18 protein-coding genes, 1 tRNA gene and 1 pseudogene are annotated in these 22,099 nt (G+C 62.8%); 13 read left to right on the top strand and 7 right to left on the bottom strand.

What is annotated here, in order from left to right; all coding sequences use genetic code 11:
* Positions 1-324: 324 nt before the first annotated feature.
* Positions 325-400: transfer RNA gene (locus BQ8794_RS07870), tRNA-Ala, on the bottom strand.
* Between the two features lie 170 nt (positions 401-570).
* On the bottom strand, positions 571-957 hold the full coding sequence (locus BQ8794_RS07865) for a TIGR02300 family protein (RefSeq protein WP_077375256.1): 387 nt from the start codon (positions 955-957) through the stop codon (positions 571-573).
* A gap of 196 nt (positions 958-1,153) precedes the next feature.
* On the opposite strand from BQ8794_RS07865, the gene aroA reads away from it, so the two are divergent.
* The 5 genes from aroA (at position 1,154) to rpsA (ending at position 6,186) form a co-directional block, all read left to right on the top strand.
* Positions 1,154-2,512 (top strand): 3-phosphoshikimate 1-carboxyvinyltransferase, encoded by a 1,359-nt coding sequence (aroA, locus tag BQ8794_RS07860; protein ID WP_077375103.1) that lies wholly within the window; start codon positions 1,154-1,156, stop codon positions 2,510-2,512.
* Positions 2,513-2,598: 86 nt separating this feature from the next.
* A complete protein-coding gene (locus BQ8794_RS07855; protein WP_143744483.1) occupies positions 2,599-2,961 on the top strand; it encodes a hypothetical protein in 363 nt (120 codons plus the stop codon).
* Positions 2,962-2,985: 24 nt separating this feature from the next.
* Positions 2,986-3,600, top strand: coding sequence for a hypothetical protein (locus BQ8794_RS07850; RefSeq protein WP_077375097.1), 615 nt, complete (start codon positions 2,986-2,988; stop codon positions 3,598-3,600).
* Positions 3,601-3,636: 36 nt separating this feature from the next.
* Positions 3,637-4,284, top strand: a complete 648-nt coding sequence (gene cmk, locus BQ8794_RS07845) for a (d)CMP kinase (protein ID WP_077375093.1) — start codon at positions 3,637-3,639, stop codon at positions 4,282-4,284.
* Positions 4,285-4,488: 204 nt separating this feature from the next.
* Complete coding sequence (gene rpsA, locus BQ8794_RS07840) at positions 4,489-6,186, top strand: 30S ribosomal protein S1 (protein WP_077375090.1); 1,698 nt, start codon at positions 4,489-4,491, stop codon at positions 6,184-6,186.
* Between the two features lie 185 nt (positions 6,187-6,371).
* Here rpsA and BQ8794_RS07835 read toward each other — a convergent pair whose 3' ends face one another.
* From BQ8794_RS07835 to BQ8794_RS07825, 3 genes are all read right to left on the bottom strand, one after another.
* A complete protein-coding gene (locus BQ8794_RS07835) occupies positions 6,372-7,079 on the bottom strand; it encodes an SDR family NAD(P)-dependent oxidoreductase (protein ID WP_077375087.1) in 708 nt (235 codons plus the stop codon).
* Between the two features lie 163 nt (positions 7,080-7,242).
* Entirely contained in the window at positions 7,243-8,823 is a 1,581-nt protein-coding gene (locus BQ8794_RS07830) for a 5-guanidino-2-oxopentanoate decarboxylase (RefSeq protein ID WP_077375084.1), read from the bottom strand.
* Complete coding sequence (locus BQ8794_RS07825; protein WP_077375254.1) at positions 8,820-9,668, bottom strand: dimethylarginine dimethylaminohydrolase family protein; 849 nt, start codon at positions 9,666-9,668, stop codon at positions 8,820-8,822. The genes BQ8794_RS07830 and BQ8794_RS07825 overlap by 4 nt, the downstream gene beginning before the upstream one ends.
* 218 nt (positions 9,669-9,886) lie before the next feature.
* Here BQ8794_RS07825 and BQ8794_RS07820 point away from each other — a divergent pair, with 218 nt between their 5' ends.
* The 7 genes and pseudogenes from BQ8794_RS07820 to BQ8794_RS07790 all read left to right on the top strand — a co-directional run bounded on the left by BQ8794_RS07820 (position 9,887) and on the right by BQ8794_RS07790 (position 16,055).
* Positions 9,887-10,699, top strand: a complete 813-nt coding sequence (locus BQ8794_RS07820) for an ABC transporter ATP-binding protein (protein WP_077375251.1) — start codon at positions 9,887-9,889, stop codon at positions 10,697-10,699.
* A 55-nt stretch (positions 10,700-10,754) separates the two neighbouring features.
* Positions 10,755-11,549 carry a transporter substrate-binding domain-containing protein gene (locus tag BQ8794_RS07815; protein ID WP_077375081.1) on the top strand — a complete coding sequence of 265 codons (795 nt, stop codon included), beginning with the start codon at positions 10,755-10,757 and terminating at the stop codon, positions 11,547-11,549.
* A gap of 194 nt (positions 11,550-11,743) precedes the next feature.
* Positions 11,744-12,409 carry an ABC transporter permease gene (locus BQ8794_RS07810; RefSeq protein WP_244554891.1) on the top strand — a complete coding sequence of 222 codons (666 nt, stop codon included), beginning with the start codon at positions 11,744-11,746 and terminating at the stop codon, positions 12,407-12,409.
* Positions 12,409-13,221, top strand: a complete 813-nt coding sequence (locus tag BQ8794_RS07805) for an ABC transporter permease (protein ID WP_077375074.1) — start codon at positions 12,409-12,411, stop codon at positions 13,219-13,221. Before BQ8794_RS07810 ends, BQ8794_RS07805 begins: the two co-directional genes overlap by 1 nt.
* A 35-nt stretch (positions 13,222-13,256) precedes the next feature.
* Positions 13,257-14,258, top strand: a complete 1,002-nt coding sequence (locus BQ8794_RS07800) for an Ldh family oxidoreductase (RefSeq protein WP_077375071.1) — start codon at positions 13,257-13,259, stop codon at positions 14,256-14,258.
* A 239-nt stretch (positions 14,259-14,497) separates the two neighbouring features.
* Positions 14,498-14,946, top strand: a pseudogene (locus BQ8794_RS07795) (DoxX family protein).
* 134 nt (positions 14,947-15,080) lie between these two features.
* Complete coding sequence (locus tag BQ8794_RS07790) at positions 15,081-16,055, top strand: complex I NDUFA9 subunit family protein (RefSeq protein ID WP_077375068.1); 975 nt, start codon at positions 15,081-15,083, stop codon at positions 16,053-16,055.
* Positions 16,056-16,071: 16 nt separating this feature from the next.
* On the opposite strand, the gene BQ8794_RS07785 is transcribed toward BQ8794_RS07790, so the two are convergent.
* The gene (locus BQ8794_RS07785) at positions 16,072-17,442 is read right to left on the bottom strand and encodes a cytochrome P450 (protein WP_077375066.1); all 1,371 of its coding nucleotides are present in this window, start codon (positions 17,440-17,442) and stop codon (positions 16,072-16,074) included.
* Between the two features lie 323 nt (positions 17,443-17,765).
* Here BQ8794_RS07785 and gyrB point away from each other — a divergent pair, with 323 nt between their 5' ends.
* Complete coding sequence (gene gyrB / locus BQ8794_RS07780) at positions 17,766-20,237, top strand: DNA topoisomerase (ATP-hydrolyzing) subunit B (RefSeq protein WP_077375063.1); 2,472 nt, start codon at positions 17,766-17,768, stop codon at positions 20,235-20,237.
* 52 nt (positions 20,238-20,289) lie between these two features.
* Here gyrB and BQ8794_RS07775 read toward each other — a convergent pair whose 3' ends face one another.
* Complete coding sequence (locus BQ8794_RS07775; protein ID WP_244554885.1) at positions 20,290-21,789, bottom strand: hypothetical protein; 1,500 nt, start codon at positions 21,787-21,789, stop codon at positions 20,290-20,292.
* Positions 21,790-22,099: the final 310 nt, after the last annotated feature.

Below are 22,099 nucleotides of genomic sequence, written 5' to 3'. Positions count from 1 at the left end.
GCTGGTCGACAAGAAGGAATAGCGAAGGCTGTCGCTGCGGCGGGGGGGCGATACCGCACATTTCATGCGACAGGCCTGACGCGTACCCGCGGACCTGCTGTGCCAACCAAAAACAGACCGCAACCCGTTCCGGGGATGAATTGGTGAGCGACTTGCGAAGCTCAAATTTCAAGACCTTTGCCTTAAACCACTCGGCCACCGGGCAAAACATTTTTTTAGGTCGAGAAAGCGTCTGGCGGTGCCCCGGCGGTGCCCAGAGAGCCTGCAAGGGAAGATGGCCCCGAAGGGCTGGAGGTTAACTAGTTGAAAACACTGTGGAACTTTTGGTGGAGCCAATCGGAATCGAACCGACGACCTCTTGAATGCCATTCAAGCGCTCTCCCAACTGAGCTATGGCCCCACTCCGGCAGTCTACCGGCGCCGTTACCGGCGAAGAGATCCGGCGCGGGTTGAGACCGCGCCGTTAGTGCAGGCGGCTTCTAACCCCGCCTTCCGTCAATATCAAGCCTTTAAGAGCCGCTTTTTATCAAGACCCCGCGAAAGTCGGCGGGCACTGTGTGAGAGGCCGGATCAGACTTCGTCGTCGTCGTCGCCGACGCCGATCATGTCGGCGACATCGTCGTCCTCTTCCTCTTCGTCGGCGAGGAAGGTATCGTCGTCGTCGCCGAGGTCCACATCGTCCTCGTCATCGCCGAGATCGGGAAGATCGTCGGGTTTCGCATCCTCGTCCGCCTCTTCGAGCGAGACGACCTCGACGCCCTCTTCCTCCTCGGCGTCGACTTCCTTCTCGGCAACTTCCTCTTCCTCCTCAGGGGCGGCAGTCTTGCCTTCCTCGAAATAAGAGCGGGGATAGTTCTTGCCGGTATAGGGCGAGACGATCGGATCCTTGTTCAGGTCATAGAATTTTTGACCCGTCTCGGGGTCGATGCGTTTGGTGCCAAGTTCGGGTTTTGCCACAGCAAGCCTCGTCGATGAAAGTTTGGTCCCCATAACCACAGTTTACGGCGCTGTCAAAGCCTAAAGCCAAGGTCACAAATCCGCGCGTTGAGCGACCTCTTGCAAGGGGATGACCATTTCCGTCCGCCGTGATACGAGACCGCGCAAACCACAAGAAAAAGGCCGGCCACCGGCGTTTTTCACCCAAGGAAAACCCATGTCGCATACTGCCGCCCCGAAACCGGCCACCGCCCGCAAATCGCCAGCGCTTTCAGGCACAGCACGGGTACCCGGCGACAAATCGATCTCGCACCGCTCGTTCATGTTCGGCGGCCTCGCCTCCGGCGAAACCCGCATCACCGGCCTGCTGGAGGGCGAGGACGTGATGCGCACCGGCGCGGCGATGAAGGCGATGGGCGCGCATATAGAGAAGCGCGGCACTGAATGGGTGATCCGCGGCACCGGCAACGGCGCGCTGCTGCAGCCGGAAGGCCCGCTCGATTTCGGCAACGCCGGCACCGGCTCGCGCCTGACCATGGGCCTGGTCGGCACCTACGACATGGAGACGACCTTTATCGGCGACGCCTCGCTGTCCGGCCGGCCGATGGGCCGCGTGCTCGAGCCGCTGCGCCAGATGGGCGTGCAGGTGCTGAAGGCGACGCCCGGCGACCGCATGCCGATCACGCTGCGCGGCCCCAAACACGCCGCGCCCATCACCTACCGCGTGCCGATGGCCTCGGCCCAGGTGAAGTCGGCGGTGCTGCTCGCCGGGCTGAACACGCCCGGCATCACCACCGTCATCGAGCCGGTGATGACGCGCGACCACACCGAAAAGATGCTGAAGGGATTCGGCGCCAATCTGTCGGTCGAGACCGACGAGCGCGGCGTGCGCCACATCTTCATCGAGGGCCAGGGCAAGCTCGTCGCCCAGACGATCGCTGTGCCGGGCGACCCGTCCTCGGCCGGATTCCCGCTGGTGGCGGCGCTGATCGTGCCGGGCTCGGACATCACGATCGAAAACGTGCTGATGAACCCGACCCGCACCGGTCTTCTTTTGACGCTGCAGGAAATGGGCGCAAGGATCGACATTGTCGACCCGCGCAATGAAGGCGGCGAAGATGTCGCCGATCTGCGCGTGCGCTATTCCGAGCTGAAAGGCGTCACCGTGCCGCCCGAACGGGCACCGGCGATGATCGACGAATATCCGGTGCTTGCCGTCGCCGCCAGCTTCGCCGAGGGCGAGACGTTAATGCAGGGGCTGGAAGAGTTGCGGGTGAAAGAATCCGACCGGCTGTCGGCAGTGGCCGAAGGGCTGAAGCTCAACGGCGTCGACTGCACTGAGGGCGAGGCCTCGCTGGCGGTGCGTGGAAAACCAGGCGGCAAGGGGCTCGGCCAGCACCCGAACGGAAAGAGCACCATCGTCCAGACCCATCTCGACCATCGCATTGCCATGAGCTTTCTGGTCATGGGACTGGCAACGGAAAAGCCTGTCACCATCGACGACCAGGCGATGATCGCGACCAGCTTTCCGGAGTTCATGGGGTTGATGAAGGGCCTTGGCGCGGAGATTTCTTAAACCCAGGATTGTCGTCAAATTTGGCTATCAACTCAATTGTTCTTTAAGGCCGGCCCGTCAAGGTCGAGCGAACAGTGGGGAGAGCCATGAACATCCTAGCCTCGATTTTGATTGCCATCGTAGCGGGTGTCGTTTTGATCATTACAAAGGCCATATCCGTGGCCAAGATGATCAACGAGGGGAATTATTCATTCGCGCGCTTCGGTTTGATCGCGGCATTTTGGGCCGCACTTACCATTCCAAGTTTGGGCTCTTCCTGTGGACCGATAGGTTGCACATACGGTTTGCATTTCGGGTGGGTGCTTGAACTGATCCAAGTCGCAATGCCCTCAAATGCGATTTTTTTCGTAATGGGCGGCTATGCGATCCTCAGCGTGTATTTTTTCAGCCATGCGCTAGGATGGATATTCTATCTGCTTAGGGCATTTGCGCGGCCCGTTTCGCGTTAATGATGGCGTTGTAACACGGGTGGCTTGAGCAAGTTGTTCCTGGTCAACGGAAAGCTTCGCGTAGCGAAGGGCGTGGGAGACGGCAAGGTCGCGTATTGGCGAGGGCCGCAAACTCCAGCGTCGATCTTGACCTCCGAGCAACTCGAAGAAATCCAGCGGCTCAACGGCACACGTCTGTTGCTGCCGTTTGTGTTTTTGGCCCTTGGTGCTGTTCTTGTTTTCCTGTTCGCAAAGGGCCAGATACCGCCTGAGATGCCGATACTCTTTGGCCTGGTGGCCACCATTTTATGCGTGTACGCGATTGTTAACGCGACACAGAGAATAGCGAAGATTTTGGACCGAGCTCCACGTCAGCTTGAATTACCGGCTCACGTCCCCGCTTCGGTGAGATTTACATCGCTATGGCAAAATCAGAGCAGTTTCCACCTGATCATCGGGACCTGGTTTGCCGGATTCGTCTTCGCTTCGAGCGTTTTCGGCTTGATCGCGAAACTCCTGGACCTCGAAAGCTATGACCCGACCGGTAGGCTGCATCCGATCGCGCTTCTATTTTTCGCCATTATTTCGTACGTCGTTTTTGCTACTTTTTTGAAAGAACGCCGCCGCAGAAAAAATGTTGCACACCCTGAGCAGCAGTAAGTTCCAAGCTTGACGTTGGCGATACCCGAGGTTCGTATGAAACCCTTCACCATCGCCATCGACGGACCCGCCGGCGCCGGCAAAGGCACGCTGGCGCGAAGGCTGGCCGACCACTACCGGCTGAACCTGCTCGACACAGGCCTTACCTACCGCGCGGTTGCCCATGCGCTGCTTCGGCTCGGCCTGCCGCTCGACAATGTCTCGGCCGCCGAGACCGCTGCCCGGCAGGTCGACCTGGCCAACCTCGACCGGTCGATGCTGTCGGCGCATGCGGTCGGCGAAGCGGCTTCGAAAGTGGCCGTGTTCCCGTCGGTGCGGCGCATACTGGTTGAAAAGCAGCGCGAATTCGCCAAGGGACCGCCGGGCGCCGTGCTCGACGGCCGCGACATCGGCACCGTCGTCTGTCCCGACGCCGACATAAAACTCTATGTGACGGCGAGCGCCGAGGTGCGGGCACAACGCAGGCTGACCGAGATCGAGAGCATCGGCGGTAACGCCGATTTCAACGAAATCCTCGCCGATATCCTGCGCCGCGACGAGCGCGACATGGGTCGCGCCGACTCGCCGCTGAAGCCGGCCGCCGACGCGCACTTGCTCGACACGTCGGAAATGGCTATAGAAGCCGCGTTCCTGGCGGCCAAGGCGATCATCGACGACGTTCTGGCCAAGAGAAACAAAGCCTGAGCCGGGTTTCCTGCCGTTGCCGATTGCCGGCGGCGAAAAGGTACCCATATCGGGCACGAACCAGCCTGCCAGCATTCTTCATGCGCCGGAATTGCCGCTTAGGCGGCCAAGGGCTTTTTTGGAGCCCGGAACGCCGGCAGGCCAACGCAACGCTAACCCACGGCGCCCGCCCCGCTTGAGATGCGGGGCATTCCAGGAGAAACTATGTCAGTTGCAAATCCCACTCGCGATGATTTCGCGAGCCTGCTCGAAGAATCATTTTCCGCCGGCCATTCCGGCGAAGGCCAAGTCGTCAAGGGCACGATCACTGCGATCGAAAAGGACATGGCAATCATCGACGTCGGCCTCAAGGTCGAAGGTCGCGTGCTGCTGAAGGAATTCGGCGTCAAGGGCAAGGATTCGACGCTTAAGGTCGGCGACACGGTCGAAGTCTATGTCGAGCGCATCGAGAACGCGCTTGGCGAAGCGATGCTTTCCCGTGAAAAGGCACGCCGCGAAGAGAGCTGGGTCCGGCTCGAAGAGAAGTTCACCAAGGGCGAGCGCGTCGAAGGCGTCATCTTCAACCAGGTCAAGGGCGGCTTCACCGTCGATCTCGACGGCGCCGTGGCCTTCCTGCCGCGCAGCCAGGTCGACATCCGCCCGATCCGCGACGTCTCGCCGCTGATGCACAATCCGCAGCCTTTCGAGATCCTCAAGATGGATCGCCGCCGCGGCAACATCGTGGTGTCGCGCCGCACCGTGCTCGAGGAGAGCCGCGCCGAACAGCGTTCGGAAATCGTGCAGAACCTCGAAGAGGGCCAGGTGGTCGAAGGCGTCGTCAAGAACATCACCGACTATGGTGCGTTCGTCGACCTCGGCGGCATCGACGGCCTGCTGCATGTCACCGACATGGCATGGCGCCGCGTCAACCATCCGACCGAAATCCTCAACATCGGCCAGACGGTCAAGGTGCAGATCATCCGCATCAACCAGGAAACCCACCGCATTTCGCTCGGCATGAAGCAGCTCGAGAGCGATCCGTGGTCCGAGATCGGAACGAAATTCCCGATCGGCAAGAAGATCAAGGGCACCGTTACCAACATCACCGACTACGGCGCGTTCGTCGAGCTGGAGCCGGGCATCGAGGGCCTCATCCACGTTTCAGAAATGTCGTGGACGAAGAAGAACGTGCATCCCGGCAAGATCCTGTCGACGACGCAGGAAGTCGACGTGGTGGTGCTCGAGGTCGATCCGGCCAAGCGCCGCATTTCGCTCGGCCTCAAGCAGACGCTCGAGAACCCGTGGCAGGCTTTCGCCAGCAGCCATCCGGTCGGCAGCCAGGTCGAGGGCGAGGTCAAGAACAAGACCGAGTTCGGCCTGTTCATCGGCCTCGAAGGCGATGTCGACGGCATGGTCCATCTTTCCGACCTCGACTGGACCCGTCCGGGCGAGCAGGTGATCGAGGAGTACAATCGCGGCGACATGGTCAAGGCGCAGGTGCTCGACGTCGACATCGACAAGGAGCGCATCTCGCTCGGCATCAAGCAGCTGGCCAAGGATACGGCCGGCGAGGCGGCGACTTCAGGCGAACTGCGCAAGAACGCGGTCGTCACCTGCGAGGTCACCGGCGTCAAGGATGGCGGCCTGGAAGTGCGGCTGGTCGACAGCGGCATCGAGACCTTCATCAAGCGCTCCGACCTCAGCCGTGACCGCGACGAGCAGCGCCCCGAGCGCTTCACGGTCGGCCAGAAGGTCGACGCCCGCGTCATCGCCTTCGACAAGAAGACCCGCAAGCTGCAGGTCTCGATCAAGGCGCTGGAAATCGCCGAAGAGAAGGAAGCGGTTGCCCAGTACGGCTCGACCGACTCCGGCGCTTCGCTGGGCGACATCCTGGGTGCCGCGCTGAAGAAGCAGGGCAGCTAAATCTGCAAACCGCGCCTCGCGCGGCCTGTAAACAAAAACCCCGCCGGAGCGATCCGGCGGGGTTTTTGTTTGACCGTGGCCAAGCATCGGACCCAAAAGCCTGCCCTCGGGCCTGCCGGGGGATGGACGCGATTTTGGGCAAAATCCGCGCTCAAGCAGAATCCGCACTCAAGCAGAAAGAGAGATCAGGCCCTGCCGTAAAGCGGTACCAGCGTGCCGCTCATCGCCAGATTGGCCGGCGAAGCGAGATAGGTGATGGCCTCCGCGGCCGCTTCGAGGCTGACCCATTTGCCGAAATCGGCGGCCGGCATGTCAGCCCGGGTGGCCGGCGTGTCGAGGGTCGAGGGCGCGACCGCGTTGACCAGGATGCCCTTGCCCTTGAGTTCTTCCGCCATCGCCACCGTCATTGCCGCGACTGCTGCCTTGCTGGCGGCATAGGCGACCATGCCGGAACCGCGCCGCAGGTCGAGCCCGGCGCGCGCCGTGACATTGACGATGCGGCCCGACACGGAAGATTCCAGCATCGAGCGGATCGCCGCGCGGCAGCACAGGAAGGTGGTGCGGGCGTTGGTGTCCATCATTTCGGCAAAGGACGCGGGTTCGATCTTCTCGACCGGCGCGGCGGTGAAGCCGCCGGCCAGGTGGATGGAGGCCCACAAGTCGGTAACACTGGCGTAGAACGCATCGACCTTGGCGGGGTCGGCGAGATCGACATTGTGCGCCAGCCTGACGCGCTCATGTGCCGGGAAGGGAAAATGCGCGGGCGCGGCAGCATGGGCATTGGGCACATGGCAGACCGCGCCCTGCTCCAGCAGTTTGCCGACAACCGCGCCACCGAGCGCTCCGGTGCCGCCGGTCACCACAACATGCCTGCCGTCCAGTGTATCCGTCATCTTCGACCGCTCCAGTCACTCATATGCCGCTGCTCGCCGCCGCCGAAGGTCGCGCCTTTCGCGCGATCACTCAACCGAAATCTCGATGACGCGGCGTCGTTTGCGCGCGTCAAGCCGGCGGCCATCAGTCGAGGATCGCATCCCCAAGACGCTGCCACAGCACTCAATCGACGGTGATCTCGATGACATACGGCAGTCCGGTCGCACGCGCGCGCTTGAGTGCGTCCGCCAGATCGTCGATACCAACAATCCGCTCCGCGGCAATGCCATAGGCCTCGGCCAGCTTGCAGAAATCAGGCGGCGCGGGTGAGACGCCGACCGGCTCGACGCCGACATCGAGCATCGAGGTTTCGATTTCGCGATAGCCGAGATTGTTCCACACGACGAAGATCACCGGCGCCGCAGCGTCGAGCGCGGCGCCAAGCTCCGGCAGCGTGAACTGGAAACCACCGTCGCCGGTGAGACAAACGACCGGCGCATCAGGCACGGCAAGGGCCGCGCCGATCGCCGCCGGCGGACCATAGCCCAGCGCGCCGAAGCCGGTTGCGGCGTTGAACCAGCCGCCCGGACGATCGTGATCGTAATAGAGGTTGGCGGCATAGACCGGCTGGGTCGAATCGCCGACGATGATCGAGCCCGGCAATGCATCGCGGATCATCTCGACGGCGCGGGTTTGCGCCTGGAGGGCCGGGGTCATTTCGGCAAAGGCTGCTTGCCTTGTCGCAGCGGCGCGAGCCTGACCGTCGCCCGATGGCGGCTGGTCCGCACCAATCTCGACAAGCAGCGCCTCGAGTGCTGCGCCGCAATCGGCATGGATCGAAATCCGGGCGGGCCGGCGGGCAAGCTGGTCGGCGCCGATGTCGATGCGGATCAGATTGGACGGCAGGACAAAGCCACCGTCGCTATATCCGTCGTAGTCGGTCGGGCCGAATTCGGTGCCGGCGGCAATGACCAGATCGGCCTCGGCTATCAATGCACGCACCGCCTTCAGACTGGGGCTGGCCGGCACGCCGAGCGGATGGCGGTGCAGCAGGCCGCGGGCATTGGCCGTCTGGACAACCGGCGCTCCCAGCCTTTCGGCAAGGCGCTGCAACGGCGTTTCGGCTCTCTTGGCGCCGCCGCCGGCAAGGATCAGCGGGCGGCGGGCAGCCGCGCAAAGTTTTGCCGACTCTGTTATCGCCGCCGGATCCGGTTCGGGCGGCGCGACATTCGCCAGCAAAGCGGCGATGCCGTCGGCCGGCTTGACCATGATATCGGTCGGGATCTCGATATGGACCGGGCCCGGACGCGACGACGAAAACAGGGCGAAAGCGCGGGCAAGAACGCCCGGCAGTTCGTCGGCGTCGGTGACACGGTGCGAAAACAGCGCGACCTTTTCCATCATGCCGCGCTGGTCGGGCAGTTCGTGCAGATGGCCAAGGCCCTTGCCCAGTGTCGGCGTGGCGTTGACGCCCGAAATCACCAGCATCGGAACCGAATCGGCACGGGCCTGGCCCATGGCGGTGATGGTGTTGGTCAGCCCCGGTCCGGTGATGACGAAGGCGATGCCGGGCCTGCCGCCGGCGCGCGCATAGCCGTCGGCCATGAACCCGGCGCCCTGTTCATGACGCGGGGTGACGTGGCGAATCTTCGAGCGCGCCAAGCCGCGATAGAGTTCGACCGTATGCACACCCGGAATGCCGAAGACCGTGTCGACATCATGGGCTTCGAGCAAAGTGATGAGCGCTTCGCCGACCGTCGTCATTGTCTGAGCACTGGACGTGTGAGGCAGGTCGGTCCGCCCTCGCAGGCGATGCACAGCGCGTCCGCCTCGAAGGTCGAAACTCTGCAGCCGGCGGTCGCCATGGCCGCCGCCGTCTTCGGAAAGCCGGCAACGGCGATCACCTCGCGCGGCGCGGTCGGCAGCACATTGAGGCTGAGGCCGTTGGAGGCGAAGAACTCCCCGGCGTCGCCTTCGACCAGGCGAATGCCTCGCGCCCGCAGCATCTGGTAGAAGGCAGCCGGCAAAAGCGGTGCATAGACCAGCGCCAGATCGTCGGCGAGTGGACTGATCACCGACATCAGATGCAGGCAGGCGTCCTCGCCATGCCAGAGCGGCAGGTCGTAGCCATAGACCTGGATACCCTTGGGGGTGAGCAGGTTGGCGAGTTGCTGGATACCGTCCTGGTTGGTGCGCACGCCGCGGCCGACGGCCAGGGTCCGTGAATCCACCCAGACGCAATCGCCGCCCTCGACCTGTCCAGGAGGCTCGATGCGGCCGAGGATAGGCACGCCCATGCGCTTGTAGGCCGCCTCGTGCAGGCCGGGCTCGGCCCGGCGCAGCGCCTTGCCCATGGCAAGGATGATGGCGCCGTGGTCGGTCATCAACGAAGGATCATGCGTGAAGACCGAATCGGCAAGCCCGTCATCGGCGTCGGTCAGCCATTCGATCGCGGCGCCGGATGCCAGAACCAGCGTCGTCAGCGCCTCATGCTGGGCGGCGGCCTTTTGCGGATCGAAGTCCGCACCATAGTGCCATTCCGATGCTTTGGCGCGGGCCATGGCGCTTGCGGCGGACCGCATCAGCACGCGCTGCAGGGGTCCGGCCATGGACTGCGACCCGTATGCTTTACCCACCAAGTGCTCCTGAAACATCCCATCCAGCCAATAGCCACTCAGCGAGGCGTGATCAATGGTCCAAAAAGCATGGTTGACGGAGGCAAGCGGAACGGTCCATCTTGAGAATGAGAAGTCTGTCCAGTGATGGTAATGGGTAAAAAATTCCAGCAGCGACGGGTCCAGCCACTTCATGAGGCACCCCAAAGGTGATCGCGCAAGGCACGGCCCCCGCCCTGAAGTACACGGCGCAGAACGACGCCGCCGAAGCCATCCATGTCGAGAACCTGCATAAAAGATTCGGCGAACTGCATGTGCTGAAAGGCGTTTCGCTGTCGGCACGCGACGGTGAGGTCATCGCCATCATCGGCGGCAGCGGCTCGGGCAAGTCGACGCTGCTGCGCTGCATCAATTGCCTGGAGAATCCGACCAGCGGGATCGTCCGCGTCAATGGCGAGGAGATCCGGATGAAGGCCGACAGCCATGGCCACACCGTTCCCGCCGACCGCAAGCAGATCGAGCGCATCCGCTCCAAGCTCGGCATGGTCTTCCAGAATTTCAATTTGTGGAGCCACATGACACTGATCGAGAACGTCATCGAGGTTCCGGTGCATGTTCTGGGCGTCAAGCGCGACGTGGCCATCGCCGAGGCCGAAAAGTTGCTCGCCCGCGTCGGCCTGGCCGAAAAGCGCGATGTCTATCCGGCCTATCTGTCGGGCGGCCAGCAGCAGCGTGCGGCCATCGCCCGGGCGCTGGCCATCAATCCGCGCGTCATGCTGTTCGACGAGCCGACCTCGGCGCTTGACCCGGAACTGATCGGCGAGGTGCTGAAGGTGATCGGCGATCTGGCGCGCGAGGGCCGCACCATGGTGCTGGTGACCCACGAGATGAAGTTCGCCCGCGAGGTCGCATCACATGTCGTCTACCTCTACAACGGGCTGGTCGAGGAAGAAGGGCCGCCGGAGCAGATCTTCGGCGCGCCCAAATCCGAAAGGCTGAAGCAATTTCTGCGCAATGTTGGATGACTTGCGAGAAAAGCAGATGGGAACGTCAAAACCAAAAAACGGGAGAACTGAAAAAATGAAACCTTTTCTCAAAACGGCGCTCGCGGCCACGCTGATCGCGTTGTCGGGCGCATTTTCGGCAAGCGCCGAACAGATCAAGGTGGGTTTTTCGCCTGAAGCCTATCCGCCGTTTTACTCGCAGGATGCTTCCGGCAACTGGGGTGGATGGGAAGTAGACATCGTCAACGCCATCTGCGGCGAAGCCAAGCTGGATTGCGTATTGACGCCAATCCCGTGGGACGGCCTTATCCCGGCGCTTAAAACCAAGAAGATCGACGCGATCATGAATTCGATGTCCATTACCGACGAACGCAAGAAGGAAATCGATTTTTCGGAGAAATACTACAATACGCCGACTGCGGTGATCGGCGCCAAGGATCAGAAATTCGATGCGACGTCAGAGGGGCTGAAAGCCAAGATAGTCGGCGTTCAGGCGTCCACGGTGCACGCTGCTTACGCCAAGAAGCACTTCACCGATGCTGCCGAGATCAAAGAATACCAGACGCAGGACGAGGCAAATCAGGATCTCGCCGCCGGCCGGATCGATGCCACTCAGGCCGATTCGATCGCGCTCGACGCATTTTTGAAGTCAGATCAAGGCAAAGCGTGCTGCGACCTCAAAGGTTATGTCGCACCGGACCTTGAGGTGCTCGGGCCTGGCGTCGGCGCCGGCGTACGCCAAGGCGACACCGAGCTCAAGGATAAGCTCAATGCCGCAATCAAGGCCATCCGCGCCAATGGCAAGTATGCCGAAATCACCAAGAAGTACTTCGACTTCGACATCTACGGCGAAGAGTCGCAGTCCAACTGACGGCAGCGGCATCAAGCCGGGCATGCCTAGCCGCCATCGTCGCGATGGCACGTCCGGCTTGCTACATCATTGGCGCCGCCTCAACCCGGAAGTCTAGGGGACATAAGCTGAGCGACGTTCTCGCCACCATTTTCGGAGCCAGTTCGCTGGAATTGCTCTCCTTCCAGCCGCCGAATGGCAGGGGTCTCAGCCTTCTGCATGGGCTGGCAAACTCCGTCGGAATTGCTTTCGGTTCCTTTGGAGTCGGTCTCGTGATCGGCATCGGCGGCGCTTATGGCAAGCTCTATGGTGGGCCGGTGGTCCGTGACCTGCTGGAAGTCTACACCACCGTGGTCCGCGCCGTGCCCGAACTGGTGCTGATCCTGCTGCTTTATTTCGCTGGTACCGACCTCATCAACCAGTTGCTCACCGCGCTCGGCCATGCCGCAATCGATATCAACGGTGTTGTCGCCGGCATAGGCGTGCTGGGGGTCGTGCAGGGCGCCTACTCTACCGAAGTCTTGCGCGGCGCGATTCTCGGCATTCCGCAGGGCCAGATCGAAGCCGCGCGGGCGTATGGAATGCCCCCCGGCCTGCTTCTCAGGCGTATCACGCTACCTGCGATGCTGCCCTTCGCCATCCCAGGGCTGGCAAATCTGTGGCTGATCGCCACCAAGGACACCGCGCTTCTCGCGATCGTCGGCGTCAATGAACTGACGCAAACCACACGGACGGCAGCCGGCGCGACGAAGGCTTATTTCACCTTCTTCATGGCGGCGGGCGCGCTCTATCTCGTTCTGACCCTCGTCTCCAACGTCGTCATCGGGCGTGTTGAGCGCTGGGCGCGACGCGGCATGCCTTCGATCGCGGGATCGCACTGATGGCGGCTGCCGAAACCCCGGTCATTAACGCCGCCGCCCGAGCTTCGCTCTGGATGCGGCCACATCGGATAGTGCTGATCCTGATCGCGCTGGTTATCGTATTGGCGTCGATTTTCCTCATGCGCTGGGATTGGCTGCCCACCTATCTGCCGCTGGCTTTGCAGGGCATATGGCGGACCATATGGCTGCTGGTGGTGACGTCGGCTCTGGGCATCGCGCTCGCTATCCCCCTAGGCCTCGCGCAGGTGATCGGCCCGCCGATTCTGAGGGTTCCGGCCAAGGTGTTCTGCACGGTTATTCGTGGTACGCCGCTGCTGCTCCAGCTCTGGCTGCTCTACTTCGGACTCGGTTCGCTGTTTCCACAATTTCCGTGGATACGCGAGTCGTTCCTCTGGCCCATTCTCAGGCAGGCATGGCCCTACGCGGTTCTTTCGCTGACGATTTCCTATGCTGGCTACGAAGGCGAAGTAATGCGTGGCGCCTTCGCAGGCGTACCGAAAGGTCAACTCGAGGCGGCCCGAGCTTTCGGCATGAGCCGTTGGAAAATGTTCAGGCGAGTATGGCTTCCGCAGGCGATCCACCGGGCGCTGCCGACGCTGGCCGGCGAAACCGTCCTCCAGCTGAAGGCAACACCGCTGGTGGCGACCATAACCATGGTCGACATCTATGCAGTAGCCTCGCGGGTGCGCCAGGATCTGTTCGTCACCTACGAACCCTTGCTGCTTCTGGCGTTGGTCTATATGGCCATCACCGGTATCCTGGTCTTCGGCTTCCGCCGGCTCGAGGCGCGGATTCCGAACCGGCTCGGCTGACATCGAGACAGTGTCACGAATTCAGGACTTACGAAATGCAACTCAGTCTCGAGCAGGCGACAGGGCTGTGCCGAATGGCGGCGCTCGGCGCCGGCGCCAATGAGGAAGCGGCGCAGTCGCTCGCAGCCTCCATCGTAGCGGCCGAGACAGAAGGTCTGTCGACGGTCGGACTGGCGCATTTCATCGACTATCTCGAAGCGCTGGAGGCCGGCCGCATCGACGGCAAGGCCGAGCCGTTCATCACCAGGCCGGCTTTGGCGATCTATCTCTCCGACGCGCGCGGCGGTCTGGCGCATACCGGCTTCGACCGCACCATCGACGATCTCGCCAAAGCGGCGCGCCTGTTCGGCGTCGCCATCTTTTCGCAGAAGAACGCCTATACATGCGGCGCGCTCGGCTATTTCACCGGACGGCTGGCCGCGCAGGGGCTGGTGTCCTTCGCCGCGACCAATGGACCGGCCGTGCTTGCCGGCTCCGGCTCGGTCAAGCCGGTCTATTGCACCAACCCGATGTCCTTCGCCGCGCCCGCTGCCGACGGAGCGCCGCTGGTGATCGACCAGTCATCGAGCGCCACCGCCTTCGTCAACATCCGCAAGGCGGCCGAGGACGGCGAGAGAATTCCAGAAGGCTGGGCACTGGACGCGAGCGGCAACCCGACCACCGATCCCGCCGCCGCCATGAAAGGCGCGATGCTTGCCTTCGGCGGCCAGCGCGGCGCCAACATCGCACTGATGGTCGAAGTGCTGGCGGCGGGCCTGTCGGGCGCCAACTGGTCACTCGATGCGCCATGGTTCACCGACGGCCCGGACAGTCCCGGAACCGGCCTCTTCGTGCTGGCCGTCGAGCCCAAGCTGCTCGATCCGAATTTCGAGAAGCGCATGAAAGATCAACTCGACCGGTTGCGCCGCCGCTACGGCGTGCATGTGCCCGGCCGTGCCCGGGCCGAAGCGGCGGAGAAGGCAGCGGCACGGGGCATAACGGCTCCGAAAGCCGTGGTGGAGCGCATCTCCGAATTCGCCGCCCGGTATTCTTCCTGAAGACGTCCACACCTTTCGGATAGTTGATCACGCGACAGCGGGCGTACTTGCCGTTACGCCCAGGCTGCCTCGTCGAGCCACGTTTCGGAAAACAGAAGTCTCCCGAAAACCCCGCGTCGGCTGGGTTTTTCCGGGCTCTCCCGCATCTGATAGTACATGCATTTCCCGGTCAACTTTTGTTCATTTGACTTTGACTGGGGTGGCGGCTGTTTGCGCGGAGCAGCAAAAGAGGAACCCCAATGGCCGCAAGCACCGACAATCCCAGCACCAATCTTTTCGTTCCGGCCCTTGGCAGCCTCTACGCGGCGCTGAACACCACCTCTGAAACCATCCTGCGCGCCGTGGCCGGCATCTTCCTCACCATCCATGGCTCTGGCAAGATCACCGACCCGCTCGGCACCGCCGAGATGGTCGAAGGCCTCGGCTTCTATCCTGGCGCGGGTCGGTGCTGCTGGCCTGCACCGAGTTCTTCGGCGGCATCTTCATCGCCATCGGTCTCTTGACCCGCCCGGCCGCGTTCGCCGGAATGTTCGTGCTTCTGGTCACGGTCTGGTTCCACTGGGTCACCCTGGGCGAGGGCTTTTCGGGTGCCGAAAAATCGCTTCTATGGGCGGCGATCCTGTTCTTCTTCGTGATCCGCGGCGGCAACCGCCAATCGGTCGACGCGCGCATCGGCAAGGCGTTCTGAACCAGCCGGCACTGCGGCAAACGGTGACAAAGGATCGCCCTTTGCCTTCGGCGCGAAACGGATTATGAACGGCTTCAGCCAAGCACAAGTAAATCTGGGCACCAGTAAATCTGGAAAGCGCGCCGGAGCCAGCAATGACCGAAATCCTGCAGACCCCAAAGCTCGTCGTCGTGTTCGGCGGCTCCGGCTTTGTTGGCCGCCATGTGGTGCGGGCGCTGGCCAGGCGCGGCTACCGCATCAGGGTCGCCTGCCGCCGGCCCGATCTCGCCGGCCATCTGCAACCGCTCGGCAATGTCGGCCAGATCCAGCCGGTGCAGGCCAATATTCGCGTGCGCTGGTCGGTCGACCGCGCCGTGCAGGGCGCCGACCATGTCGTCAATTTGGTAGCCATCCTGCATGAGAGCGGCCGGCAGAAGTTCACGCCCGTCCACGAGTTCGGCGCACGCGCGGTCGCCGAAGCGGCGCGCGCCGTCGGCGCCGGGCTCACCCATATCTCGGCGCTGGGCACCGATCTGAACGCGCAATCCGAGTATGCGCGCACCAAGGCGCTCGGTGAAAAAGCGGTCCTGGAAACGATCGAGGATGCGGTCATCTTGCGGCCCTCGATCAACTTCGGCCCCGAGGACAGTTTCTTCAACCGCTTCGCCAGCATGGCGCGCTATTCGCCGGTCCTGCCGCTGATCGGCGGCGGGCGGACCAAATTCCAGCCGGTCTATGTCGGCGATGTCGCCGAAGCGGTGGCGCGTTCGGTCGACGGCAAAGTCCAGGGCGGCCGGATCTATGAGCTTGGTGGACCTCAGGTGCTCACCTTCAAGCAATGCATGCAGGAAATGCTTGCCATGATCGACCGCAAGCGGCTCCTGGTGTCGGTGCCTTGGTGGGTGGCGAACATGCAGGCATCGATCCTCGGGCTTTTGCCCAATCCGCTGCTGACCAAGGATCAGGTCCTGCAGTTGCGCGAGGACAACATCGTGTCGGACGCGGCCATCAGGGAAAACAGGACGCTCGCCGGTCTCGATATCCAGCCACAGTCGATCGGCAGCATCCTGCCGAGCTATCTCTGGCGCTACCGGCCCGCCGGCCAGTTCCAGCGCAAGACGGCGGAATAGCCAATCAGGCGGCTCACTAAAGGCGCCGCGTGACCTGCATCGGCAGACCGCCCTGCGGTTGCGTCGTCAGTTTCTGCACCGGCCACGGTTTGGTTTCGGCGGTGGTATCGAAGCGGAAGCGCGACAGCATGACCGCCAGAGCGATGATCGCCTCCTGCATGGCAAAGCTGGTGCCGATGCAGACGCGAGGACCGGCGCCGAACGGCAAATACTGAAAACGGTCGATCTTCTCGCGATTTCCCGGATGGAAACGTTCGGGCATGAAGGCGTCGGGCCGGTCCCACAGCTTGCGATGGCGGTGGACGACCCAGGGCATGACCAGAACCGCAGCACGCCTCGGTATGTAGAGGCCGTTCCAGGTTTCAGGCTCGATCGGCTCGCGGTTGATCGACGGCGCCGGCGGATAAAGCCTGAGCCCCTCCTCGAAGGCGGCGCGGGTGAACGGCATGGCGTCGAGCCACTTTGTCGGGTCGGGCTCGCGCGCCAGCACGGCATCGATCTCACGCTCGACCTTTTCGCGCTCCCAAGGCGCTTCGGCCAGGCAATAGAGCGTCCAGCCGAGCGCACGCGCCGTGGTTTCATGGCCAGCTCCGATGAAGGTGATGATGTTGTCCTCGACCTCGGCGCGCGTCAGGCCGTCCGGTCCCTCCGCCTTGAGCAAAAGCGTGAGGAAATCCTGCGGCACCTTGCCCGGATCGCGCTTGAGCCGCTCTTCGCGCATTTTGACGGTGTCGGTGACGATCTTGCGGAAGTAGGCCATGGTTTTGCGGCCGCGGATGCGGGTCAGGCGCGGCAGCCAGTCTGGCGCCCGCAACAGATCGAGCGGATCAACGCGGCCCATGGTCTCGAACAGCCGGTCGATCTCCTTGGCGAAGCTGCCCGGCTCACCTGATATCTCACCGGAAAACAGTGTCTCGGCCAGGATGTCAAAGGTAAGCAGCGTCATGTCGTGGGCGACGTCCGACGTGCCGCCGCCCTCGTAGCGCGTGACGAACTCCCGCGTGCGCCTCAGCATCGGCTCGGCAAAACCGAAGATGTGGCGCGGCGTGAACACCGGCGCCATCGCCTTGCGTGAACGCCGCCAGACTTCACCCTCGGCGGTCAGCAGGCCGTCGCGCAGAATCGGCCGCAGGATCATCTGGCGAACCGTCGCCATCTTGTAGTTTTTGGCATTGTCGACCAGCACGTGGCGAATGAGGCCGGGGTCGTTGGCGATGACCAGCGGCCCGCCGATGCCGGTCACCGAAATCCAAGGCTGGTTGTAGGTCGGCTCGCCCCACAGTTCGAGCGGATTGCGATAGACGATGCGGATCATCTCCAGCGTCGAAGGCGGCGACGTGCGCGGCTTCGGCGCCGGCGGGACAAAGGGGGCGGGCTGACTGTCCATGGCGTGCTCCGCTGGTCATCCCAATGTAGTGGCTGGCAAGCCAAGCGTCCATGTCGCCGGCTCTCCGGAATGTAACGGGGCACTGGAAAGTGCCTGATCGTCGGAACAGGTCGGCCCGCTCTTGTGCGGCCGCTCTGTTCCCAAAACCGGTTCCACTTTTTGGGTCCGATGCCGTGGCCCGCCAGGCGTGCTCTTCTTCCATTCGGAAATGCTTGCAAACCTTGGAAAAACCGCCTTTTGCACCTATATCTGGGCCATCAAGGACGCGCGATTCGGAGCCGATTTTTTGCGCTGGATGTGCGGCATCAATCAGACAGGTTTTCATGAGCGATCAGATCGACAACGCCAACGGCGCTGAGGCCGAGTACGGCGCCGATTCCATCAAGGTTTTGAAGGGCTTGGACGCCGTCCGCAAGCGGCCCGGCATGTATATCGGCGATACCGACGACGGCTCGGGCCTGCATCACATGGTCTATGAGGTCGTCGACAACGCTATCGACGAGGCGCTGGCCGGCCATGCCGACCTCGTCACGGTGACGCTCAATCCCGACGGTTCGGTGACGGTCATCGACAATGGCCGCGGCATTCCGACCGATATCCACACCGGCGAAGGCATTTCGGCGGCCGAAGTGATCATGACGCAGCTGCATGCCGGCGGCAAGTTCGACCAGAACTCCTACAAGGTGTCCGGTGGCCTCCACGGCGTCGGCGTCTCGGTCGTCAACGCGCTGTCGGCCTGGCTGAAGCTGAAAATCCGCCGCAACGGCCAGATCTACGAGATGAGCTTCTCGCATGGCAATGCCGACGGACCGCTGAGGGTCACCGGCAGCTATGAGCAGCGCAAGGTTGCCGGCACCTATGAGGGGCGCAGCGGCAGCGAGATCACATTCTTTCCGTCGACCGAGACCTTCACCATGGTCGAGTTCGACTTCGGCACGCTGGAGCACCGGCTGCGCGAACTCGCCTTCCTGAATTCCGGCGTGCGCATCATTTTGACCGATGCCCGCCATGCCGACGTCGTGCGGCATGAGCTGCACTATGATGGCGGGCTCGAGGAGTTCGTCAGATATCTCGACCGCGTCAAGAAGCCGCTGATCGACAAGCCGATTGCGATCAAGGCCGAGCGCGACGGTATCACCGTCGAAGTCGCCATGTGGTGGAACGACAGCTACCACGAGAACGTGCTGGCCTTCACCAACAACATTCCGCAGCGCGACGGCGGCACGCATCTTGCCGGTTTCCGCGGCGCGCTGACGCGCCAGATTACCGGCTATGGCGAATCCACCGGCCTCACCAAAAAGGAGAAGGTGGCGCTGATCGGCGACGATTGCCGCGAAGGGCTGACGGCCGTGCTGTCGGTCAAGGTTCCCGACCCGAAATTCTCCTCGCAGACCAAGGACAAGCTGGTCTCGTCCGAAGTCCGTCCGGTGGTGGAAGGGCTCGTCAACGAGGCGCTCGGCACCTGGCTCGAAGAACACCCGACCGAGGGCAAGGTGGTCATCGAGAAGGTCATCCAGGCGGCAGCGGCGCGCGAAGCCGCGCGCAAGGCGCGCGACATCACCCGCAAGAGCTCGCTCGGCGTCACTTCGCTGCCCGGCAAGCTGGCCGACTGCCAGGAACGCGACCCGGCGAAGTCCGAAATCTTCATCGTCGAGGGCGACAGCGCCGGCGGCTCCGCCAAGGGCGGCCGTTCGCGCCAGAACCAGGCCATTCTTCCGCTGCGCGGCAAGATCCTCAACGTCGAGCGGGCCCGGTTCGACCGTATGCTCGGCTCCGACATGATCGGCACGCTGATCACCGCGCTCGGCACCTCGATCGGCAAGGACGAGTTCAACGCAGACAAACTGCGCTACCACAAGATCATCCTGATGACCGACGCCGACGTCGACGGCGCCCACATCCGCACCTTGCTGCTGACCTTCTTCTTCCGGCAGATGCCGGAGCTGATCGAGCGCGGGCATCTCTACATCGCCCAGCCGCCGCTCTACAAAGTGACGCGCGGCAAGAGCTCGCAATACATCAAGGACGAAAGCGCCTTCGAGGAATTCCTGATCGGGTCAGGACTGGAAGAGGCGTCGCTTGCGCTCAGCACCGGCGAGGTGCGGGCCGGGCAGGACCTGCGCAGCGCCATCGACGATGCGCTGGCGGTGCGCCAGCTCATCAACGGGCTGCACACCCGCTATAACAGGGGCGTGGTCGAGCAGGCGGCGATCGCCGGCGCGCTCAATCCGGACGTCTTCGCCGATCTCGGCCGGGCCAACGCTATGGCCGAGCGTGTCGCCCGGCGCCTCGACATCATCGCCGAGGACACCGAACGCGGCTGGACCGGCCGCATGTCGACCTCAAACGAAGGGGTCGGCGGCTATGTGTTCGAGCGCACGGTGCGCAGCGTCAAGGAGTTCGCGCATCTCGATCTCGCGCTGATCAATTCGGCCGACGCCCGCCAGCTCGACCGCTATGCGCCGCGCCTCGCAGAAATCTATGGCGAGCCGCCGGTGCTGCGCCGCAAGGATGTCTCGGAAACCATCTCGGGACCGCTGGCGCTGCTCAATGCCGTGTTTGCCACCGGCCGCAAGGGTCTGACCATGCAGCGCTACAAGGGCCTCGGCGAGATGAATGCCGAGCAGCTCTGGGAGACCACGCTCGACCCGAATGTGCGCTCGCTCTTACAAGTCAAGGTCAATGATGCAACGGACGCCGACTCGCTGTTTTCGCGGCTGATGGGCGACGAGGTCGAGCCCAGGCGCGAGTTCATCCAGGAAAACGCGCTGTCGGTGGCCAATCTGGACATCTGAGGCCCAACCCGGATATTTGCGGCATTGGCACGCTCCGGCGCGCCAATCCGCTTTATGCTTCGGGTCGCTCCAGTTTGCGGCCGAGATCGACGGCGTCACGCAGCACGCCGATATGCGAGCGCGGCGGGGTGCCGGCGGCTGCCGCGATCTCGACGCCGGTCGCCTTCAGCGACCAGTAGAGCCTGTGCGTGAAGATGCGGCCAAGCGAACTGCGCAGCTCGACCTGAATGTTCTCCACGCCGGGGCCGAAATTTTCCGCCATCAGTCCTGAGATCGGGTCGCCGGTCAGCCAGCCATTGCCCCTGTCGAAGATGTTGGTCCAGCGCGTCGCGGCAAACACCGCACCGTGATGCACCGCCCGCTGCGGCTTGCGCGAACGGCTGCGCCCTTCCTGATAGAGGACGGTTCCACCGGCCGCCGTTTCGGCGATCGGCGGACATGCCGAGAACAGCCGCTCAGCGATGCCGCGCCTGAACTCGGCGAGATTGTAGGTCACCAGAAATTCGCTGTGGGTCAGCGGACTGCCGAGCGTGACGAAATCGCTGATCTTCCAAGGCAATGGATGATCGGCGTCGCTGGCGCGGAGGTGGCGGTAGAGCTCCCATTGGGCGCGCCGGAATCCGGAAAAATCATCCAATTTGTCGGGCCACGCAGAACCATCTGACTTGAGCGTAGCCTTGTCGACGGCGCGGATCGCTTTCAGTCTCGACTTGTCGCGGAGGGCTTCCAGCTTTCGGGGCCTGAAATCGGCCCACAATATCTGCAGCAGATCATAGGCGATGATCGATCCCAGGCTGTGCGAGACCAGCACGATGCGGTCGTAGCCGTCGTCCATCATGAGACGCTTCAGCAGCGTCAGGCCACGGTCGCGGACAAGCGCGCGCTTCTCGACCGTCGCCGCTTCAGCCCGCACATAGGCGGCCACATCACCGAAATAAGGAAGACCGAACCGGTCCACCGACCAGACGACGAACGAGGCCAGGATCGTGACGAGCATGCCCGTGGCCCAGGAAATATGCCCTTGCAAGGCCGACGTCGCGAGCGCGAACGCCGCGCCCAAGACTGTTATGACGGCCAGAAGGGTAACGACATAGAGCCCGCGGGCGTCGCGCGGAATGTCGGCGGGCTTGCGCCAGAGCAGATTTGTCACCCAGGCCGCAAGCCGGCCCCGCGTCGTGCCTTGCGTGATGTCGGCCCAATAAAGCTCGTAGAAATCAGTGCGGCGGCCCTCGACGTCGTAAGGGGTGGTGATCCGGCGAAGCTCGTGCGAGTTCGTCCGGCTGTCAGGCGTGATCCAGCTCTGGTTGATCTTCGAGCCGCCGGGACCGCCCGGATCGGCGACTTGCGCATAAAACGGCGCGCGGGCGGGATCATGACTCCAAACAGCCTGAACAAATTCCCTCAGCGTGTCCATCGGCCGTTGTTCGCCCATGCCATGCACGATGACCACGGCCTGGCTGAGCTTGCGCGGCGCCTTTCCGGGGGCCGGCAGGTTGGCCTTCGCGGGCGAGCCGATCTTGGTCGGCGAAGCGACAGGCTGGGGGCCAGACACTGATGCCTCCGTTGGTGACAAATCCGTCCATCGGAACAGAACTTGCCCATCGTAGTGCTGAATCCAAAGCAAGTGCAAAAAGCGTCGCAGATATCTGTCGCAAATCGCCGACTTTTTGCGGGTGGGTTTTGCGACAGGAATTTGTTGAAGAGTTCAACGCAGGCGATTTTGTCGCGAAACCTAGGACTGTGACTTGCGACCCGTTATCGCGCCGCCATGAAGCATCGGCAAAGCCGCCGTTGCCGACAGCCGCCTGATCCGCTACTCCGTCTTCCCGGGCGGCACGTCGTTCAATCCCGCAGCTCAGGCA

It is taken from the genome of Mesorhizobium prunaredense (assembly GCF_900156895.1).
GTDB lineage: Bacteria > Pseudomonadota > Alphaproteobacteria > Rhizobiales > Rhizobiaceae > Mesorhizobium > Mesorhizobium prunaredense.
Note: the sequence above shows the minus strand (reverse complement) of the source record. Positions and strands in the feature narration are given on the sequence as shown.